This is a genomic window from Arthrobacter sp. H14 (assembly GCF_000520495.1).
Classification (GTDB): domain Bacteria; phylum Actinomycetota; class Actinomycetes; order Actinomycetales; family Micrococcaceae; genus Arthrobacter_C.
Genome location: NZ_KI914711.1, coordinates 1 through 3,854, shown reverse-complemented (window position 1 = coordinate 3,854; position 3,854 = coordinate 1). Strand labels below are relative to the sequence as shown.

At 60.4% G+C, this 3,854-nt stretch carries 5 protein-coding genes; 4 read left to right on the top strand and 1 reads right to left on the bottom strand.

The genetic code is table 11. The features are described from left to right. Nucleotides 1-349 (top strand): hypothetical protein (locus Y707_RS28610; RefSeq protein ID WP_035783295.1); only part of this gene is annotated, 349 nt, incomplete at its 5' end. Nucleotides 350-427: 78 nt separating this feature from the next. Next, complete coding sequence (locus Y707_RS0122080) at nt 428-1,282, top strand: metal-dependent hydrolase (protein ID WP_026536634.1); 855 nt, start codon at nt 428-430, stop codon at nt 1,280-1,282. Between the two features lie 4 nt (nt 1,283-1,286). Here the strand turns inward: Y707_RS0122080 and Y707_RS0122075 are convergent, their stop codons facing one another. Beyond that, on the bottom strand, nt 1,287-1,958 hold the full coding sequence (locus Y707_RS0122075) for a hypothetical protein (RefSeq protein WP_026536633.1): 672 nt from the start codon (nt 1,956-1,958) through the stop codon (nt 1,287-1,289). Between the two features lie 110 nt (nt 1,959-2,068). Here Y707_RS0122075 and Y707_RS0122070 point away from each other — a divergent pair, with 110 nt between their 5' ends. Then, complete coding sequence (locus Y707_RS0122070) at nt 2,069-2,653, top strand: hypothetical protein (RefSeq protein ID WP_026536632.1); 585 nt, start codon at nt 2,069-2,071, stop codon at nt 2,651-2,653. A 95-nt stretch (nt 2,654-2,748) separates the two neighbouring features. Further along, nucleotides 2,749-3,336, top strand: coding sequence for a 5' nucleotidase, NT5C type (locus tag Y707_RS29335; RefSeq protein WP_253905308.1), 588 nt, complete (start codon nt 2,749-2,751; stop codon nt 3,334-3,336). Nucleotides 3,337-3,854: the final 518 nt, after the last annotated feature.

Below are 3,854 nucleotides of genomic sequence, written 5' to 3'. Positions count from 1 at the left end.
CACTGGCGCCGGACTGATCGAAAACCGCACACGCCCGGGTGAATTCTTCGCACCGGATCTGGCCATCCTTTACATTTCTGCCGATGATGACAGCGGTCCCTTCGACCAGCTCAAAATCCACGTGTCAGCAAAGCAGGACCTCCTGCGGATGATCCAGTCCAACGAATTCAACAACTCCTCCCCCAATCCCAAATACAGCATCCGCCGTTGCCCCGCCTGGCTCAAGGACCTCGTCGTCGAGGTGACCGGCGAAGCCCAGCTGATCAACATCTACTCGGGCCCGGCCTGGAGCACCGATATGTATGAGCGAATCGCACCCATGGATCCCGGGTACCCGATGCCTGCCTGAATCCACCGGTGAGCCGTCCGGCCGGGGCCGCACACATAAAGGGCATACCACCCCTTATGTTGAAAGGACCCCGCCGCCATGATGGGAGCCCACCACGCAGCCTGCGGCGCAGCCGCCTGGGTCGCACTGACCACCCAGGTCGACGTGAACCTGTCCGCACTGTCCGAGAAGGCCGCCTTCCTGCCCGAATCCGTCACCCTCGGCTTCGGCATGCTGGACGTGAGCCCCATAGGTGTCGTCAGCGGAGCCCTGGTGACCGCAGGTGCGGCACTGATCCCGGACGCGGACCACCACAACGCAACCATCGCCCACTCGCTGCCGCCGCTCTCGAATGCGATATGCGCCGGAGTCGGAGCCGTCTCCGGTGGCCACAGGCACGGCACCCACTCAATCATCGGCATAATCGCGTTCATCGCACTGGCCTTCCTGGCCGGTCTCTGGACAATGGACACGGAGCTGCTCGGCACCATCTACCCCGGCGCCGGCATCATGTCCGTGCTGCTGGTCGCCTTCGCAGCCAAAGTGTTGAAGATCATCCCGGACCAGATGCGCAAATCCCCGTGGGCTGTCGGTTTGGTCGTCGGAGCGTTCATCGCCATGTTCGCCCCCGAGGAGCAGTTCTGGTTCCCGATCGCCATGGGCGTCGGAGTAGTCGTCCACATCCTCGGCGACATGATGACCACCGGCGGCTGCAACCTCGTCTGGCCGTTCACGATCAAACCGCCCAAGGTCATCGCCGCGCTGCCGGTCATCAACTGGATGTGGAAGCCCAACGGCTACCTGGCCGTTCCCGTCCTCGGTAACGCCGGCTCGGCCCGTGAATGGATGCTGCTGGTTCCCCTCGGCCTCTACGCCATCTTCGGCGTCGGAGGAGCGCTGGTCGGCATGGGCCAGGACGGGCTCACCACGCTAGCCGCCTTGGCCGGGCTCTAATCCGTTAGGCCAGGTCAGTCAGCTTCAGCGTCTGGTGGTACGGCAAATCCTTGAGGACTCCCCGGCCGTCCCGTGACCAGTAGAGTCCGGTGGAATCCCGAAAGGTAAGCGCCACAGCGATTCCACCCATATTTTCGCCGCCCTCCCAAATACGCCACAGGTCCGAAGGAACGGGCAGAGGTATGTCTGCTGAGGAGCCGACGTAAACTTCTCGACGGAGCACGACCAATTGCGAGGCATCAACTTGATGCGAGATCTCCGGGCGCGGCATTGCTGTTCCGCGCCGATCCTCAAATATGGGTCTCTTCACCAGTTTCCCGTTATTAGACATTTCCCACAGATCAACGCTCAGGACCAAGTCATACAGTGGCCCAACATTCGTGTTCCTCACGTTGACCGATATAGCTGTTTCCGGCTTCGACAGCCACGCGGTCATACCCGAAGCTTCCCTGCGGCGATCGACCGCCCTAGCAAGTTCCAATTCATTCTCGGCGACCGCAAGATGCTTCTGGGTGGCCTCCCACGTCTTCTTGGCGTACCGGGCAGCAAACAACGCACCTATGAAAAGCAGGAAGGTCACCAAAGTCAGCCCAATGGTCCAGTGAGCGGTAGTCCATGCCGCGTTGGCTGCCCGTTCGGCCTGATCGAGGGCGCTGGGTGCTTCGAATGTCATCATCCATCGATCCTATGAGAACTGCCGCCCCTCTCTCTTCGAAGATCCTCCTGTTCACGTCGCCGCCCTCCGCCACTGCCGCACACATGGGCAGTAGAGGTAAGGAGAACCCGATGACCATCATCACCAACCGCATCCCACGGGGCGTCAGCACCGGCGGTCAATTCGCCGCCACCGCCCACCACGAGCCGAACTTGAATTTGGCCGCCAAACAGCCAGCCGCCGGTTTCGACTACGCATTCGAGAAGGCCCGCGGCCGCGAGCTGGCCAACGAGCTGCAGAAACTGCTGACCGTTGACGTACGCGAGTCCAACGCGGCCTCCGGCATACCTGACCTGTTGCGCGAATCCTACGGCGATTACTACCTTTCCGGTGAGCCGCAGGCCGACCGGACGGAAGCCATCGCCGGGGTTGAGGCCGCACTCCCGAACCTGTCGGATGAGCGCCGCGCCAGGTACCTTGAGCTGATGCATTTCGCCGTGCACACCGAGATGAAGCATTACTCGGACACCGAGTACGTGGTCGTTGCAGAACACGGCTACGAGCAGCTCATCAATCCGGATTCCTACCCGGAGATGGAATCAGACCCGAACGAGGCCCAGGACGACAACGCAGCCAAATGGGCGCTGTTGGCCGACACAGCGGCAGCCCACGCCATCGCAGAAAACCAGGTGGCAGCACACAGCGCAGCAGCCTGACCGCACTACCCTGCAAGGAGCCGGAACCACCATCGAGGGTTCCGGCTCTTTGCGTCTCCCGGGTAGTTCCCGCCATGACCGTACACATGGGGACCATGACGAAACTGAAACGAACCGCGCCCACCATCCTGGTCGATATGGACGGTGTCCTCTTCGACTGGGGCAGTGCCCTGAACAGGAAACTGCTCGAGCTCGACCCGGCTTTTCCAGTCGTCGCCGAAGAGGACCGGCACCATTTCGACTACTTCTACGTCGACGGTGCAGACACGGAAACCATCCACAGGGCGATGAACAGCGAGGGACTGTATTTGGGCCTGGAACCCATTCCGGGTGCCGTGGACGCCCTCCTGGAGATGGAGGAGGCAGGCTGCAGCGTCTTCCTCTGCTCCACTCCGGCATCCCAAAACCCGACCTGCGCCTCCGAAAAACATGCCTCGGTCTCGACCCATCTGGGCCACCGCTGGATCGACCGAACCATCCTCACCAACGACAAAACCCTCGTCCTCGGAGACGTCCTGATCGACGATAAACCGGTCATCACCGGAGCCATGGAACCGGTCTGGGAGCACCTGCTTTTCAGCCAGTCCTACAACCGATACATCACCGATAAGCCATGTTTGGACAGCTGGGACGGGTGGGAAAGCGCCGTCGAGAACATCCTCGCGGAACAAAAAGCCGCCTGAACCGGAACCGACCGAGCCGAAAAATGAAGCCCCGTTCGAATGGACGGGGCTTTTTCGCGTCCAAAAACGCTCCGAAATCTTCCTTCGGCAGTTTTTCTCTTCACTCACAAACGCCTCGTGTGGACTCCGGAGCGGCCCGGTTTTGGTTCTTTTTGGTCGTTTTTGGGGTTGCGGCCACCCTGTTGGGGTGTTTTGTCCACCCCTGTCCACCCCCCCTGGGTGACACTTTTCCGGGGTATCGTCCCACGTCAGAGGCACATTGTTGGTCAAAAAAGGGTACTGTCCACCCTGTCCACGCGGGGAACAGGTCCCTATATAAGGAAGAGGTATATATAGATGAAATACCGGAGGGAACTATATACCGGTGTCTTACCTGTATGAGTATTAATAAGGGTGGACATAGTGGACAGAAGTAAGTAAGGGGCCTCCTTCCCTTTATTTGCAAGGAACTTGGTGCCCACCCCCCTTAGTGGACAGGGGGTGGACAGGGGTGGCCACCTCCCACCTGCTTATGACAC